This is a genomic window from Vibrio sp. 10N.286.48.C11 (assembly GCF_041469805.1).
Lineage (GTDB): Bacteria > Pseudomonadota > Gammaproteobacteria > Enterobacterales > Vibrionaceae > Vibrio > Vibrio crassostreae_C.
In genome coordinates, this window is record NZ_JBFRLK010000003.1 from 1 (window position 1) to 15,360 (window position 15,360).

12 protein-coding genes and 1 pseudogene are annotated in these 15,360 nt (G+C 46.5%); all 13 read left to right on the forward strand.

The window, feature by feature from the left end; translation table 11 throughout:
• Window positions 1-147 precede the first annotated feature (147 nt).
• Window positions 148-312, forward strand: a pseudogene (locus AB4209_RS00865) (LysR family transcriptional regulator); the annotation flags it as partial.
• Window positions 313-324: 12 nt separating this feature from the next.
• Entirely contained in the window at window positions 325-1,200 is an 876-nt protein-coding gene (locus AB4209_RS00870) for an NAD(P)-dependent oxidoreductase (protein ID WP_017067010.1), read from the forward strand.
• Between the two features lie 460 nt (window positions 1,201-1,660).
• Complete coding sequence (locus tag AB4209_RS00875; RefSeq protein WP_017065104.1) at window positions 1,661-2,341, forward strand: hypothetical protein; 681 nt, start codon at window positions 1,661-1,663, stop codon at window positions 2,339-2,341.
• A 46-nt stretch (window positions 2,342-2,387) separates the two neighbouring features.
• Window positions 2,388-3,086, forward strand: coding sequence for an ABC transporter ATP-binding protein (locus tag AB4209_RS00880; protein WP_372054483.1), 699 nt, complete (start codon window positions 2,388-2,390; stop codon window positions 3,084-3,086).
• Window positions 3,074-4,372, forward strand: coding sequence for an ABC transporter permease (locus tag AB4209_RS00885; protein WP_372054485.1), 1,299 nt, complete (start codon window positions 3,074-3,076; stop codon window positions 4,370-4,372). Before AB4209_RS00880 ends, AB4209_RS00885 begins: the two co-directional genes overlap by 13 nt.
• Complete coding sequence (locus AB4209_RS00890; protein WP_372054487.1) at window positions 4,365-5,141, forward strand: outer membrane lipoprotein-sorting protein; 777 nt, start codon at window positions 4,365-4,367, stop codon at window positions 5,139-5,141. The genes AB4209_RS00885 and AB4209_RS00890 overlap by 8 nt, the downstream gene beginning before the upstream one ends.
• A gap of 9 nt (window positions 5,142-5,150) precedes the next feature.
• On the forward strand, window positions 5,151-6,443 hold the full coding sequence (locus tag AB4209_RS00895; RefSeq protein WP_372054489.1) for a hypothetical protein: 1,293 nt from the start codon (window positions 5,151-5,153) through the stop codon (window positions 6,441-6,443).
• Complete coding sequence (locus tag AB4209_RS00900; protein ID WP_229647565.1) at window positions 6,443-7,477, forward strand: sensor histidine kinase; 1,035 nt, start codon at window positions 6,443-6,445, stop codon at window positions 7,475-7,477. The genes AB4209_RS00895 and AB4209_RS00900 overlap by 1 nt, the downstream gene beginning before the upstream one ends.
• A gap of 72 nt (window positions 7,478-7,549) precedes the next feature.
• The gene (locus tag AB4209_RS00905; RefSeq protein ID WP_102397969.1) at window positions 7,550-8,398 is read left to right on the forward strand and encodes a LytTR family DNA-binding domain-containing protein; all 849 of its coding nucleotides are present in this window, start codon (window positions 7,550-7,552) and stop codon (window positions 8,396-8,398) included.
• Window positions 8,399-8,637: 239 nt separating this feature from the next.
• A complete protein-coding gene (locus AB4209_RS00910) occupies window positions 8,638-11,412 on the forward strand; it encodes a M16 family metallopeptidase (protein WP_372054491.1) in 2,775 nt (924 codons plus the stop codon).
• Window positions 11,413-11,718: 306 nt separating this feature from the next.
• Window positions 11,719-12,183 (forward strand): hypothetical protein, encoded by a 465-nt coding sequence (locus AB4209_RS00915; RefSeq protein ID WP_017072340.1) that lies wholly within the window; start codon window positions 11,719-11,721, stop codon window positions 12,181-12,183.
• Between the two features lie 276 nt (window positions 12,184-12,459).
• The gene (gene secD / locus AB4209_RS00920) at window positions 12,460-14,259 is read left to right on the forward strand and encodes a protein translocase subunit SecD (RefSeq protein WP_372054493.1); all 1,800 of its coding nucleotides are present in this window, start codon (window positions 12,460-12,462) and stop codon (window positions 14,257-14,259) included.
• A 2-nt stretch (window positions 14,260-14,261) separates the two neighbouring features.
• A complete protein-coding gene (gene secF, locus AB4209_RS00925; protein WP_372054495.1) occupies window positions 14,262-15,200 on the forward strand; it encodes a protein translocase subunit SecF in 939 nt (312 codons plus the stop codon).
• Window positions 15,201-15,360 lie beyond the last annotated feature (160 nt).

The window sequence follows — 15,360 nt, forward strand, 5'->3', positions numbered from 1 at the left end:
TTAACTGATCGGCATTAGAGCCTAGTGCTCGGTTTTTTTATGCTTTGAGTATTGATCAAGCCTTGATCATCGTTCCATAATGTACGGCTGACAAAGCGTTCTCTGGTCGCGATTTATCGCTGAACTTCATTATATTGTTCGTCTTATCCCGACATGAATCTGATTTAAGTACTCCCTGAGTATCATCGGGGTGATCGCCAAGCGTATTTAGTGTACAAAGAAAGAAAATATCAGCCAAAGGCTTTGACCCTGCTTATTGATGCATTGATTGAGAGTGTTCGATCTTTTCATAGCGATGGTTTGGTCAAATAAAAGGAGAAAGAAATGAAAGTAAGTTTTATCGGGCTAGGCGTTATGGGTTTCCCAATGGCAGGCCATCTAGTCAAAGCCGGTTTTGAAGTAACGGTATTTAACCGCACTCACAGCAAAGCGCTAGGCTGGGCTGATAAACACCAAGGTAAAGCGGCTGAATCTGTGGCTGAGTGTGTAGCGGAAGCTGACGTGGTATTGGTTTGTGTGGGTAACGATGACGACGTACGCAGCATGACAACCAGCGAAACAGGCGTATTGGCAGCGATGAAGCCAAACGCGATTCTTGTCGATCACACTACAACGTCTGCAGTTCTGTCTGAAGAGCTTGAAGTGGCAGCGAAGCAAGCCGGTATTCGCTTTATGGATGCACCTGTATCTGGTGGCCAAGCGGGCGCAGAAAATGGCGTGCTAACCATCATGTGTGGTGGCGAACAAGCGCTTTTTAACGACCTTCAACCTGTGTTCGAAGCTTACGGTAAGTCGTCAGTTCTTATGGGTAAAGTCGGCCAAGGCCAACGCGCGAAAATGGTTAACCAGATCTGCATTGCAGGAGTGTTGAATGGCTTATCTGAAGGCTTAGTGCTTGCTGAAAAATCAGGTTTGGATATCCCAACTCTGGTTGATTGCCTTAAAAACGGCGCTGCTGGCTCATGGCAGATGGAAAACCGTGCTACCACAATGGCACAAGACAAGTTCGATTTTGGCTTTGCAATTGATTGGATGATCAAAGACTTAGGTTTCTGTCTAGATGAAGCTGAGCGCCAAGGCATCCAGCTTCCACTGACTGAAAAGACCAACAACGCCTACAAGGCACTGTCTGCCGAAGGACAAGGCCGCATGGATACATCAGTATTGATGAAAGCCGTGGTTGAAGAGACAAAGAAGTAGAAAGATCGAAGTAATAGGAACTTCGTTTAGATAACTAAAAATAGCCGCGGATTAGCGGCTATTTTTTTGGTTTGAGCTCTGCCGAGTGCGTTAATCCAAAATAAATCCCCTCCTAGCCTCCCCTTGATTCATATGTAGATCCCTTGCTGATCGTGGAGAGGGGAGGAATAGAACATCGATCGTTAAAAGTGTCGATGTATGTTCAGTGCTAAAGAAAGTTCTCCCCCTCTGCTAAAGATCTAGAGATATTGATGAACCCAGATTGAGGGGGAGTTAGAGGGGGAGGTAACTATGGCTAATTATGCGAATAGTGTTCGTCTAGTTCCTATAAGGTTGAGACCCCACTCACGCCCCAACTCAACCATTCACTCCTCATTATTACCATTCGTCGCATTGGTAAAACTGCACGACAAATTCTAGTTAACCTTTCAACGTCAACATTTGAAAGGGATTAGAAATCATGACTACTTCACACTCATTTAATTCAGGCTCTACAACTTCTGTGCTTAAGCGTTCATTGCTGATTGCTCTTGTTTCGTTTGCACCGTCGTTAGCTTTAGCGAACCCGAGTTCAGACGTGCTCGATATCTACAACCAAGCGGCGCAAGGCAATGAAGACTTGGTTGAGGTGGCTTATGAACGCCTTAATGACACGCTGCAACAAGACGGCGCTACGCCACTGACTTTAGTTTATTTAGGAAGCACAGAAACCCTGATGGGGCGTGATGCGTTCTTACCTTGGAACAAGATGAAGTATGTGGAGAGAGGCTTATCAACCATTGATAAATCACTGGTGCTGCTGAAAGACGAAGACCAACCAATTCATGAACAACCCCGTGTTCAAGGGCTGCCAGATTCTTACCTAACTCGCGCAATGGCCGCCGTTACTTACACCTCTCTGCCAGACATGTTTAATCATTTCGATCGTGGTTATGACCTGTTCCTCTCGCTATTGGCTGAAGATGCTTTCCAGCAACAGCATTTCGCTGTGACATCGTGGATTTACCGTTATGCGATTGAGGCATCGATTCGTGCTGAAGACCTAACGCAAGCACAAGCGTGGCTAGAGCAAATGGAAACGGCCGATGCCGACAACATCGAAACGATGACTGCGAAGGCCCTAATAGCGAAAGCGAAATAAAGGGCATGGAAGCTAAACAGTTGGTTAGTAATCAGAGGAAAACGGGATGATTGAATTTAAAGATATCGGCAAAGCATATGTCACAGGCGGTCAACGTGTTGATGCATTAAACGGGGTCGATGGCCATATCCAGCGCGGTGAAATGGTGGCGTTGTGTGGCCCGTCGGGTTCTGGAAAAAGCACACTTTTGAATATTCTTGGTTTGTTGGATATGAGCTATCGAGGACAGATCAATATTGATGGCCAACCGTATCCGACAGAGCAAATCGCCGCTGCACGCTTTCGCCGTCAGTCGTTGGGTTTTGTATTTCAGCGCTTCAATCTGGTTCCAGTGATGACGGCACTTGAGAACGTGGCCTACCCATTGATGTTGAACCAATGTTCGAAACAAGAACAGCAGACCAGAGCACAAGACATGTTAGAACGTGTTGGGCTGGGAGATTACATCCATCACCGACCAGACAATCTTTCAGGTGGCCAGCAACAACGTGTCGCGATAGCCAGAGCGCTGATCCACAACCCAAGCTTAGTGATTGCTGATGAGCCGACTGCAAGCCTAGACAGTCACACCGCCAACCTTGTGATCGACATTATGAAAGAGCTCGGCCATGAAATGGGCACCACCTTTATTGTCGCAACGCATGACCCAAGAATGGCGCAGCGTTGTGACCGAGTCATTGAACTTATCGATGGTCAACTGGCACTACAAGCCACAGCAATGGAGGCAATCTCATGGGCAAGTTAACACAAAGAATGAGCACTTTTTTGCTTCCTACCTCGGTGCGTTTGGCGTGGCTTAATTTATTGAGAAACGCTCGCCGTAGTCTGCTTTCGGTATTGATCATCGCAATTGCCGTATTTGCGCTGACCTCGGCTGGAGGTTGTGGGCTTTATACCTATGAATCTCTGCGTGAATCGACCGCGCGCGATACTGGTCATCTTACTTTGAGTACGCCGGGATATTTTGAGCAAGATGAAGACATGCCGCTGAGCAATGGTCTAGACAATGTTCAAGCCCTAACCAAGAGCATTATTGGCGACAGCGACGTGCGTGGTGTGCAGCCTAGGGTCTATTTTAGCGGCTTGGTTTCTAACGGCAGCAAGTCGACCATCTTTATGGGAACGGGTGTTAATGAGCGTGAGTTAGACATGAAAGGTCCATTCCTTGATGTGCGCAGTGGTCAAACTCTCTCAGATGTGAAATCTCCCAGATACGACAGCCAAGAGCCACAAGTGATGCTGGGAACTGACTTGGCTCGTAACCTCAAAGTTGTAGTTGGCGACTGGGTAACACTGCTCGCGACCACCAGTGACGGTGCTTTGAATGCCTTTGATTTTAAGGTGCAGGGCATCTACTCGACTGGGGTACCTGAGTTGGATAAGCGCCAGCTGTATGTACACATCACCACCGCGCAAGAGCTTTTGGCCTCAGACAAAGTCAGCACCCTATCGGTGTTCCTATTTGAAACAAGTAAGACCTCGACCGTTCAACAGCGTATCCAAACTGCTTTAGATCGAAATAGCGCTAGCCAAAGCGATCAAGGCACAGAGATCGAGATCACCCCGTGGCAAGATCGCGCGTTTTTCTACACCAAGGTGAAAGATCTTTACGACCGTATCTTCGGCATCATGGGCGCGGTGATGGCATTGGTAGTGTTTGTGTCGTTGTTTAACACCATGACCATGTCGGTGACCGAGCGTACTCGTGAAATTGGCACCTTGTCGGCACTAGGCAGTTACCCGTCTGAAATCGTCGCAGGTTTCTTAAAAGAGGCGGGCTTACTGGCGGTAATTGGCAGTGCGATAGGCGCACTAGTGAGCGGTTTAGTGTCGGTGTTATTGCTGGTGATTGATGTGCAAATGCCACCACCTCCGGGAAGAACCGAAGGTTACCCACTCAATATTTACTTCTCATTGGAATTGGTTGGTTACGCCACCTTGGGTGTACTGACGATCTGTTTGCTAGCCGCTTATTTCTCTGCTCGCAAAGGCGTAAATAAGCCAATCACGGAGGCGCTGGTTTATGTATAAATTTACTCGTTCACTCACTATTTTAGGTTCTGCGTTGGCTCTAGCATCGGCACCAAGCTGGGCTATCGATTCACAGCAAGTTACTGAGATGATTGCTAAGGCAGACAGCTACCGTTTGAACAGCGAACAGGCATCAAAAGTGGTATCTCTGGTCGCGCTATATCAAGACGAGCAACTAGACAAAACCCGCGAATACAACGTCTACACAAGACCAAACCGAGAGTCGCTGGTCGTGTTCAAGTCGGCGGTCGAGGCGGGTCAAAAGATGCTGATGATAGAGGACAACTATTGGTTACTGATGCCGAAATCGCGCCGACCTATCCGAATCACACCAATGCAGAAACTCTTGGGTGAAGCTTCGGTAGGGGACATTTCGACGCTCACTTGGAGCGAAGATTACCAAGGTAAGTGGGTTGCCGAGCAACAGGTTGAGAGGTCGACTGGCGAGACACTCGATACTTATCATCTAAAGCTAACGGCGAAAACCAAGGGGGCGAGTTACCAGTCGATTGATCTGTGGTTAACAGCAGACCGTGCATTCCCAGTTAAAGCGGATCTGTATCTGCGTTCTGGAAAACTGGCGAAACAAGCTTGGTTTACTGAAGGCGTGCGTGATGGATTACCAACAGTGGTGTCGATGACCTTGCTCGATAAGATTCAGCCGAGTAAGAAAACCGTGATTGAGTACCGCGAGGTGAGTGAACAAGCCTTGGCTGACAAATACTACAACCCTGCTTACTTATCGCGTAACAGCGTGTCTGGGCTGTAGGTGAGCGTCATGAAAGCTTCCAATTGCCGATTCCACATAAAGCCTTCAATCGCTACTTTGCTTGCTTTGTCTTGTGTGAGTAACACGATTCAAGCGGACGACCTGAGCTTGGCGTGGGATTGGCAACTCAGTGCAGAAGTGATTGAATCGAGAGAGTCACCATTTAGCCCTTTAGCGTCTGATAATCGTCAGTCTTTAAATGGCTTGCTGGATCTAGAGGTTGGATATAACAATTGGCTTGGTCTGTTCGCAGTTAAAGCCAACGATATTTTGAGCAACGATCCACAGGGGAATGAGGCGAGCTTTGAATCGGAATTCATTGTGCGCGAGCTGTTTTGGCAAGGTGGTGTTGAACTGTCTAATTCAGCGTTCGGTGACCACTATCTTGATGTCACGCTTGGCAAGGTTCGTTTGGATTGGGGCGTGGGCTATGGCTATCGACCGTTAGACATCATCAAACCTTATCGACAAAACCCAGTGGGCATTGTCGCAGAAGAGGGCGCAGGTGTTGCCTCGGCGTCACTGTTCGATATGACGGGCGAATGGACACTGCTTTACAGCGATTCGTCATGGACTTCCCAAGACGTAAATGAATTCGAAAAGCAGAATCAGCAACAAGGCTTTGGGATACGTCGTTACAATCTGGTTGGCGACCACGAATATCAATGGATCGCTTATTACGACGATGTACGCCACGGCTTGCTTGGAGCGAGCTTGGTGTCGGTATTAAATCTCGCGTGGGAGTTTCACGGTTCGATGGTTTATCAGCGACAAAGTTTGGGTTACAGCCAGCCTAACTCACTGCATAAACCGGTTTATCTAGAAGAGCAGGGCGAGGCTTACCAAGCCTTACTCGGACTGATATGGGTCAACGAGACGGGCCACAATGTGGTACTGGAATACTGGTTTGATAGCCGCGCTTGGAGTGACTCTGAGTGGCAAAGCGCTTTAGAGAATGCGGAATCTTTGTCTCTTAATCCCATGACAATATCGTTGGCGGGCTCTTACGCTCAAGGCTATCAACACGCCAATTTGGTTCAACACAACCTCATGTTTCACTGGTCTTTGGACTCGACACATGGCTGGCTTGAAGATATCACGCCAACATTTGATGTCATGCTGTCTCCACAAGACGGTGGCTTTATTGCTACGCAGTGGCTCAATTATCAGGCTTTCGATAATGGCGATTCATCGTTGGAATTGGAACTTGCTGCACGCTTTCTAGGCGGTAAAAGTGATTCTGCTTACGCCAACTTACCGGATAGTCATATGATTCTTTTAAATATCAAAGGACGATTTTAATGGACACTTCTTCAAACAGTCGCTTTTCATGGATTAAAAGCTTCGCGTTCACTACGCTATTTTGCGTTCTTATTGCAATTACAACCAATACGATTTGGGGAGGCGGGTTTACGCTTAACTTGGCCATCAGCTTCGGCTTTGGCTACAGCGCAGTTGGCTCTTCGTTTGTGTTGGTTGAACTATTCAAAAGGAAATCAAAGGCATTTGATGTAGGGGTATCAATGGTGATTGCAATGACCCTTGGTACCTTGAATGCACACTATTGGTTGAACGGCTTTTTCGGCTCTAACCTTTCCGATCTTAAGTCTGTGATTCTGCTTGGTGTGATCTTTTGTTCCGTTTGTTATTACTATTTCTACACAAGAGAGCAGCAGCTACGTGCCGATAATGAATTAGAGGTGGCGAAGCGTCGCCAATCTGATCAAGAAAAGGTCGTTGTACTTAGCCAGTTAAAACAGCTGCAAAGCCAAATTGAGCCGCACTTCCTGTTCAACACGCTTGCGACCATCAATGTATTGATTGAGAGTGACAGCGCGAAAGCCAAGTTGATGCTCGAAAAACTGACTGACTTATTGCGTGTAACTCTGAAAAACAGCCGCACTGAACAATCGACCATCGCACAAGAGGTCGACTTGTTAGACGCTTATCTTAATATCCAAAAGATACGCTTGGGTGAGCGCTTAACGTTCTCGATTGAAACACACGAGATTAGCGATTTGCAGGTGATTCCACCGTTCTTGATTCAACCTTTGGTCGAGAATGCACTCACGCACGGCATCGAGCCCAAAGCCGCTGGTGGCCAAGTGAATATTCGTATTACTCAACAAGCACAGCAGCTAAAAATTGAAGTGGCTGATAATGGCGCTGGGTTGAAAACGCCTTCTGCGAATACGGGTCACGGTGTTGGGTTAAGCAATATTCGTCAAAGAATCGAAACCCTGTATGGTGATAAGGCGAGCCTAACGATTACTGAACACGCTGAAGGCGGGGTAGTCTCGACGATCTTGTTACCGTTGACTGAGGCAGCCGCCTAGAATTACAGATCAGAAAACACCGAACAGTGACGCAAAATAGACGATTTACAGTGTGAATTTAAAGGACTAACCATGAACAACCCAACAGTACAGCCGAGCGTAACGGCGATAATCGCAGACGATGAAGCACTGTTAAGGCACCACTTAGACAAGAGCCTTGCTGAGGTTTGGCCGGAGTTAGAAATCGTCAGTAAAGCACAAAACGGTTTGGAGGCGATGCAGAGTATTCAGCAGCTTAAGCCCGACGTGGCTTTTCTCGATATTCGTATGCCGGAACTGGATGGTATCTCTCTGGCGAAACAACTCAACAAGTTAGATTCACCGCCATTGATTGTGTTTATCACGGCTTATGACGAATACGCGGTCAAAGCTTTTGATCACAATGCGATGGACTACCTGCTTAAGCCAATCAATGAAGAGCGTTTACTGGCCACATGTCAGAAAGTGCAAGCGCGTCTGTCGAGCAATCAAACACAAACAGGTACCACGCCAGAACAGCCCGATATCACGGCGTTAATGGCTCAGCTTCAACAACTATCCCAGTCGACGTCACAGCAAACGCAGCCTCCTTATCTATCGGAGAAAAAGTATCTCACATGGCTCAAAGCCAGTGTAGGGGAAGACATTCACCTAATCGCCGTCGATGATGTCGCTTACTTCAAAGCAGAAGACAAGTACGTGTCTATATTTAAGAAGGGTCAAGGGGGATCGCTAGAGGAGTATATTCTTCGCGTGTCACTAAAAGAGTTGATAGCGCAACTCAATCCTGATGAGTTTTGGCAAATCCACCGTTCAGTGGTAGTGAAAGTTTCCGCCATTGATAAGGTGAAGAAAGGGCTCTCAGGTCAGATGTCGGCGTATGTGTCAGGGGAAAAGCTACCGATCAGCCGTGCCTCGCAAGCGTTGTTTAAGGGTATGTAGAGAACTGGCTGAAATTTATGTAGCTTATTGATTTTAAATAGATGTAGTTAGCGAGTCTAAAATCGATTTAATAGGCTCTTATCTAAATGCCTATTTAAATGAGCACAGCGATCTTACATAACGATTGGTGATTTATAAAATAAAGATCCAGATCACAAAGATACTCATCAGGTTCAATATTAAATAATAATCGTTAGCTCAATCTGTATATTGTCGATGAATGACATTAAGAGGTTGTTATGAAAACATATTATTTAGCGATGGCTCTATGCCTCACCTTAGTTGGCTGTAGCTCAACATCAAAAACTACCGAAACGCCAATCCAGCCGGATCCGGCATGGACTTCAGGCCAACTAGAAAATGGCCTTACTTATCATGTTTATCCAGATCATGAAGAATCCGTATCTGTTCGTTTAGTCGTGCACGCCGGTTCGATTCAAGAGACTTCTCAACAAGAAGGCTACGCGCACTTCTTGGAACACATGGCATTCAATGGCAGTAAAAACTTCTCTCAGAACGATGTGATTCGTCTATTCGAAGACGCAGGCGCTAGCTTTGGTGCTGATATTAATGCCTACACCTCTTATGAAGAGACGGTCTACCAGTTAGATTTGCCAGATAACATCCAATTGCAGTCTGCTTTGACGTGGATGCGTGACATTGGTGATGGCCTGGATCTATCAAGTTCAGAAGTCGAAAAAGAAAAAGGCGTGGTTCTTGGTGAGTTCCGTATGGCTCGCCTCGATGATAAGTCATTCGGAGATATATATTATGATTACTTCGTTGAAGGCGGCCCGTACGAATCGCAAGATGCATTAGGGACTAAATCGTCGATCGTGAATGCTACTCCTCAAGGCATCACCAACTTTTATCAGACTTGGTATCAACCTCAAATAGTTGAGCTGGTCGTTTCTGGTGATGTGGACATCAAAACTGTGATTCCACTTATTGAAGAAAAGTTTTCTAGCTGGGAGCGTGGCGATACGCCGAGACCAGAGAAACAGAAAACGACCTCATTCAATGAAGATGATTATGTTGAGTACGCAGGAAGAGAAGCGCCAAGCATCACTCTGACGTTTAACCGCGGTTCAAATATAGTTGAAAATCATGCTCAGCAGAATCAACGCAGGTTAGATGAAACCGCTCAGCAATTGATTCAACGACGATTAGAAGCGGTGTTCAATGATGCCGCGTTCCCGATTCAATGGATTGCATCTGATAGTTATCGAATGGGCGCTTTTTACTATTCGTCAATAAGTGTTGGGTTTCCGGCTGGCGACCGTGAAGTTATCCAACAAGATCTGCTTTCTACATTGGCATCATTGCGTGATTTTGGTGTTTCGGAAACGGATATTGCTGGCGAACTGTACTACTACCAAGACTTGCTGGATAACATCGAGCATAACTGGGATAAAATGGACAGTGTTGAACACGCGAATTACAAAGTGAGTGCGTTAGTCAATGATCGAATAGTCCAATCACAGAAAGATTATCAAGCAAGCTTGGAAGCTTTCATCGCTAACTTGAGCCTTGAAGTGATTAACGACAACATCAAGAATCTACTTTCTGATGATTACTTTATTGTTATTGGGATGGATGACTCCGAAGACAGAACCGCGATCATCAACTCTCTCGATAGTTTAAAAGCCACGTATAGCGAGGCGGGAGTTCCGCCGCTTGCGATTGGAACAGCCAGCGCTTTTGCTGTACCTAGCTCGCAAGGCGAGGTTGTACTTGCTGAACAAATGTCTATTGACCCATACATCCAAAAGTGGACGTTAAGCAATGGCATCGACATGTGGTACCTGCGTGATTATGAGGCAGGTGATGATGTTGGGGTGATGTACATGAGCCTCGGCGGAAAAGCCGCTTTGGATCCGAGCTTGTACCCAGCTGTTGAGGTTGCGTTACCTACCTTCGCTCGAAGTGGTGTCGGTGAGTTTACGGGCTCTGAGCTTTTAGCGTACTTTGATCGTGAAAATATTAGCGCCGATTCTTTCATTGGTAATACTCGTCATGGTATTGAATTTAATATCAATAAAGACGGACTTAAAGATACGTTTGCTGCGCTTTATACCTTCATAACTGCGCCTAAAATTGTTCCCGAGCAGTTAGAGGCAGTGAAACAGGAGTTTGTACAAGGTCAAGAATCTTTCTTGAGCAGCCCTGTCGGTCAGTTTGAGCGCGCAAGAAACCAGAATATCTATCGTCAAGACAGTGGCCACCTCTTTGTTGATAAAGAACGTGTTGAAGCGGTTTCTGTGGAAGACGTCGCTAATCTTCATCAGCAATTGTTTGGTCAAATGAGGCATAACCAATTGGTGATCGTGGGTGACATCGACCCAAGTGAATTAAAGCCTTTGGTTGAGCAATACTTGGCTTCGATTCCATTAGAAAAAGCTGAGGTTCCTGAATTTAAGGTGGCTTACAAGCAGCCATCTGAATCACGCATTGATTTAGCGATCAACAATGTGAATAGTGCAGAGTACATCTTACGAGTCATCTCTGAACCTGAAGCCGAAACCGGCCAAGGCGTAACGGCAAAAGATATCTTCACGGAAAACTTGCTAGAACGACTGCTGGCGGCTCGTTTAGATGCTTATATTCGTGAAGAGTTGAGCTTAGATTACTCGCCATATACGTATTCATCATCCGCAGATAGTGAGCTGAGTGGTGAGTGGGTTATCGGGGCGATGGTAGCGCCGGAGAACGTTGACCAAGTCGAAGTGGCGATCGATAAAGTGATTGCAGACCTTTTACAAGGCGTCTCTGAAAAGGAAATGCACGCAGTCGTGAAACAGTTTGAAGCGGACTTCACGCCTCTCGAGACGAGCTCTATTGACCAAGCATGGTATCTGTCTCGTTATTTACTTCATGGTTACGATATCGAAGCTTTGTCTCAAGTTGAGCGAGTGGCGAGGTCGATTACTGCGGAAGACATGAATCAACTTGTCCAACGCATCTTTGGTGAAGATAGCCGTAAGGTTAAGAACATCATGCGTCCTAAAGCCTAAAGCCTAAAGCCTAAAGCCTAAAGCCTAAAGCTTGAAACCAACAGAAAGAGACAACTCAAAGCCAAGCGAGCACCGCTTGGCTTTCTTGTTTTCCCACCATTCATAACGTCTATGCCTCACCTGTTGTTAAGCCGTTTTAGATCTATGTAAATCTAAATTTTGAGATCGCTTAATCGGTTGCATCGTATCATTTTCTAAAAAAATGTTTTAAATCAAGACAGCGTTTCATTTGTATTGTAGATTGACGATCTACGAGAATGTTGTTTGGATATTAGATTGCTTAAACTGGGTACCCGATTAGTCTTAATGTTGTTTTTACTGAGCTTTGGCTTAGTGAATTCTAACGGCTATTCGTTTCCTTCTAAGCCATTTCAAATATACTCGGCTCAAGAGCAATCTTCACAGAATGATCTTTGTAAACAAGCTGATACGGATAATCCGTCGAGCTACTTAGAGTGCGATAAGGCTCAGTTTGGCACCGTGCCTTCTGGTGACAGTTCTAACTATCACGACACCGAATCAAGCCTTCAAGCAGCAAACTTCAGACGTATGCTCAGTAACGAGCAAGAAAGCGTGGCCGATCTTGAGCCTGCTTATCATCTACTGATTGACTTCTCTCCCCCCTCAATACTGGCTTCCCTGCTCTTCAACACGCCGTTGTTGGATTCCAAGCTGCACTGGACCAGTATTGTGAGTTCTCCGTCTTCCCGGCTTTCGGGGTGGAAAGAGGGCAACATCCAATACTCGCATTTCCGAGAACTTCTTAGCTAATCGTTTGACCCTAAATTGGTCGTATCGATGGTCGCCTAGTGCCCATTGAACTCGCCAGTTAACCAAGACAAACATAGCGACATCAGCTTTAGCATCACTATCTTTCAATCAGCTTGTTCTGGTCGTGATTAGCCATCGCTCGTGTTCGCAAAATATTAGACATACCAATCGTAGTAAATAACTGGTCACCCTAGCTGGTTAAAATGCTCGATCACTGCTTTTTTCTGGTGCTATTTTTGAGCACGTATTTACGGTGATTGGTAGAAAGAAGAGATCTTGACTGTGAAAAAACGCATTCAAAGAAAACAAATTAACCACTACTCAAAGTGGAAATACGCGGTGCTTATCGCCACCATTATCATCATGGTTCTGAGTGCTTTACCTTCTTGGTATGGCGAGAATGCATCGGTTCAAATCAGCAATCGCTCTGAACAGACAATCGATGCGACTCAAATTACTCAATACCTTGCGAGCGAAGGCATCCAAGCCAAATCTGCATTTCAAAAAGACCAACGTTTAGTCGTGATCTTAGAAGATGCTGAACAACAAGGGAAAGCCAAAGAGGTGCTGAATGAGCGCCTATTGGATAACGCGACAGTTGCGCTAGCGATGGAGCCAGCAGCACCAAAATGGTTGACTGACATGGGTTTTGCGCCGATTCAGTTAGGCCTTGATTTACGTGGTGGTGTGCAGTTCTTATTAGAAGTGGATATGGAGCCGGTTTATCACGCGCAAGCTCAAGCGATGGTCGACGAGATCACCAGCGAAGTGCGTTATGCACGCGGTAAAGTGGTCAACAACCAAGTTCAGTTTGATTTCCGTACCGACGCCGATTTCGAAAAAGCACAGAAGCTGATTCGTCAAGAATTCCCACAATGGCTACGTAACCGCTCAGACAAGTCGCTAACGTTAACTCAGTCTGAAGAAGAGCAAAGAACGCTACGTAACCTAACCGTTCAACAAAACCTGCAAATCATGCGTAGCCGTATTGAAGAATTAGGCATCACGGAAGCATCGATTCAACGTCAAGGTGAAAGCCGTATTCGTATTGAACTGCCGGGTGTACAAGACCCTGCAGCCGCGAAAGATGTGATTGGTGCTACGGCTTCATTAGCGTTCTACTCTGTGTACGACAACGCAACGCGCAATACTCAAACTCTGAAAGATTCAGATGGTAATCGTGTCGTGGTTGCTCGCAAAGCAGTGCTGAGCGGTGAACACATTATCGATGCACGCAGTGGCATTGGTGAGATGGGCAGTGCAGAAGTAAACATCACGTTGGATTCTTCTGGTGGTAAGAAAATGTCTGAGTTTTCTCGCCATAACATCGGCAAGCCAATGGCGACCGTTTACAGCGAATACAGCCGTGACAGAGCCGGTAACAGCGAAAAAACCAGCGAAGTAATCAGTGTGGCGAACATCCAATCTCAACTGGGTAGCCGTTTCAGAATCACAGGTGCAGGCAGCATGGCAGAAGCACAAGAGCTTGCTCTACTGCTACGTGCAGGTTCATTAACTGCGCCTGTTACCATCATTGAAGAGCGTACTATTGGCCCATCTCTGGGTGCTGAAAACGTAACGAATGGCTTTGCTGCTTTGGCTCTTGGCCTTGGTCTGACTCTCACGTTTATGGCGCTATGGTACCGCCGCCTTGGTTGGGTCGCGAACTGTGCATTGGTGGTTAACATGACCACGTTGTTTGGTTTGATTGCCTTGCTACCGGGTGCGGTGTTAACTCTGCCGGGTATTGCGGGCTTGGTACTGACCGTCGGTATGGCGGTAGACACTAACGTGCTTATCTTCGAGCGTATTCGAGACAAGATGAAAGAAGGGCGCAGCTTTGCTAGCTCTATCGATCGTGGTTTCGATAGCGCATTCTCGTCAATTTTCGATGCTAACGTCACTACCATGATCGTTGCTGTGGCTCTATACACCATTGGTAATGGACCGATTCAGGGCTTCGCTCTGACACTGGGCTTAGGTCTTCTAACCAGTATGTTTACGGGCATTTTTGCTTCACGAGCGATCATCAATTTGGTTTGGGGGCGTGACCAACGCCACGATGTAAGGATTTAAGGATGAGTACTTCAAAAATGACTATTTCAGACCGCTATTTTTCAAATAGCAACATGACTCGCCTTCGTAAGGTGATGTCTGTGATTTCTATTGCGCTGTTCATGAGCTCTGTGATGCTGGTGGCAGTGAAAGGTTTTAACTGGGGTTTGGACTTTACTGGCGGTGTGGTTGCCGAGGTTCAACTCTCTGATCAAGTAACCAAAGATGCGTTAAAAACCAAGCTCGACACGGCTTTCCAACAAGACGTTCAAGTGGTCGGTATGGCAGAACAGGATCGCTGGACTATTCGTTACAGCCAACTGACAGACGCCCCACAGCCAAACTTAGTGGATGCTTTGTCATCGGTAAGTGACCAAGTAAAAGTGCTTAACAGCAGCGTGGTTGGGCCTCAAGTGGGTCAAGACATGGTTGACCAAGGTGGCTTGGCGGTATTGGTGTGTTTCCTAATGATCATGCTGTACCTGAGTGTACGGTTTGAATGGCGTTTGGCACTCGGTGCGCTTGCCGCGATCATCTATGACGTGACGCTTATCTTGGGTCTATTCGCTTTTACTCAGTTTGAGTTCAACCTGACCGTATTGGCGGCCGTGCTAGCGATTCTCGGTTACTCATTGAATGACTCGATCATCATCGCCGACCGTGTACGCGAAATGCTGCGCGGCAACCCAAACGGTGATACTGATAACCTGCTTAACGAATCGGTTAAAGCGACCTTCTCACGCACCATGGTGACCTCAGGTACAACCCTAATCACCGTATCTGCGCTTTGGCTACTTGGTGGCGCTGCGCTGCAAGGTTTCGCGATTGCACTGGTTGTAGGTATTGTCAGTGGTACGTGGTCTTCAGTTTCAGTAGGTATCACACTGCCTAAGTTACTTGGCCTACAGCCTTGTCACTACCAAGTGAAAGCGCCGGTAGAAGTTGAGGGTGAGTACCCTTAGGCTCTCTATTGGTTAACAGTACGACTTAGTCAGTAACGTCAACAAAGCCCTTCGTTTATAACAAAACGAGGGGCTTTTTTTATAAGAGTCAAACAGTTACAGAAAAGAGAGTCTATTTCAAAAAACGATGGATTGAGCAGGCAAGCCCTCATGATATGAA